The sequence below is a fragment of the Herpetosiphonaceae bacterium genome (genome assembly GCA_036374795.1).
Taxonomy (GTDB): domain Bacteria; phylum Chloroflexota; class Chloroflexia; order Chloroflexales; family Kallotenuaceae; genus LB3-1.
Genome location: DASUTC010000088.1, coordinates 1 through 1,350 on the forward strand (window position 1 = coordinate 1; position 1,350 = coordinate 1,350).

Below are 1,350 nucleotides of genomic sequence, written 5' to 3' on the forward strand. Positions count from 1 at the left end.
CAGGCCCAATACGTCGGCCCAGATCCGCGCCAGCGTCGTCTCCGTCTCCGTCCGGGGCGCGACCAGCGTCGTCGGAGCGCTCGTGCGCTCCGGCTGGGGCAGCGCTTTGCGATCGACCTTGCCGTTGGGCGTCAGCGGCAGCGCGTCGAGCACCACGAACGCGCTCGGCACCATGTAGGCGGGCAGGCGCTCAGCCGCATAGCTGCGGAGGTCGGCAATCAGGCCGTCATCCCCGGCCCCTCGTTCCACGACATACGCTACCAACTGCTCGTGGCTGGCCCGCGTCTCGCGCAGATCCACCGCCGCAGCCTGCACGGCGGGATGTTCCAGCAGCACGCTTTCGATCTCGCCGAGCTCGATGCGGTAACCGCGCAGCTTGACCTGCTGATCGACGCGGCCCAGGTACTCAAGCTGCCCGTCGGACCGCCAGCGCGCCAGATCGCCCGTGCGGTAGAGGCGCGCGCCCGGTGTACCGCTGAACGGATCGGGCACGAAGCGCGCGGCGGTCAGATCGGGGCGGCCAAGATAGCCCCGCGCCAGTTGCACCCCGCCGATGTAGAGCTCGCCCGGCACGCCCACGGGCACCGGCTGCATCTGCACATCCAGCACATACACGGCCATGTTCGCGATCGGGCGTCCGATCGGCGGCGTGCGACCATCCGGCTGGCACTCGGCATAGGTGGTGCAGACGGTCGCCTCAGTGGGGCCGTAGCCGTTGATGAAGCGGCGATTAGCAGACCAGCTCGCGACGACCGGCGCGGAGCACGCCTCGCCTGCCGCTACCACGGTTTGCAGCGCGGGCAGATCGGCGGCGGAGGTGACAGCCAGCGCCGACGGCGGCAGCACGACCGTCGTGATAGCGTGCGTTTGCAGGTAGGCATGGAGCGTCGGCCCAGGCAGCAGATCGGCCTGCGACGCGAGATAGAGCGAGGCTCCGGCAGCCAGCGCAGCGCAGATCTCAAAGATCGCGGCGTCGAAGCTGATCGAGGCAAACTGGAGCATCCGACTATCCGCCTGAGTCGTCGCCTCACGAATCTGGCTGAAGACCAGATTGGAGAGGCCGCGATGTGCCACCATCACGCCCTTTGGCCGTCCGGTGGAGCCGGAGGTGTAGATCACATAGGCGAGCTGATCGGGGTGGATGCGGGCGGGCGGCGGCGTGGCCGGGTAGGCGGCCAGCGCCAGCGTGTCGAGGCAGGCGACCGGCGTCGTCGTCGGCACGTGGTCGCGCACAGCCCGCTGCGTCAGCACCACCGCCACCTGTGCATCGTCGAGCATGAACGCCAGCCGCTCTGTTGGATAGGCCGGATCGAGCGGCACATAGCAGCCGCCCGCCGTCAGCACCGCCAG

General features: G+C 69.2%; 1 protein-coding gene. It reads right to left on the bottom strand.

Annotated elements, in window-relative coordinates:
* Positions 1-1,350, bottom strand: a 1,350-nt coding sequence (locus VFZ66_06035) for an amino acid adenylation domain-containing protein (GenBank protein ID HEX6288729.1), incomplete at both ends; no start/stop codon positions are given.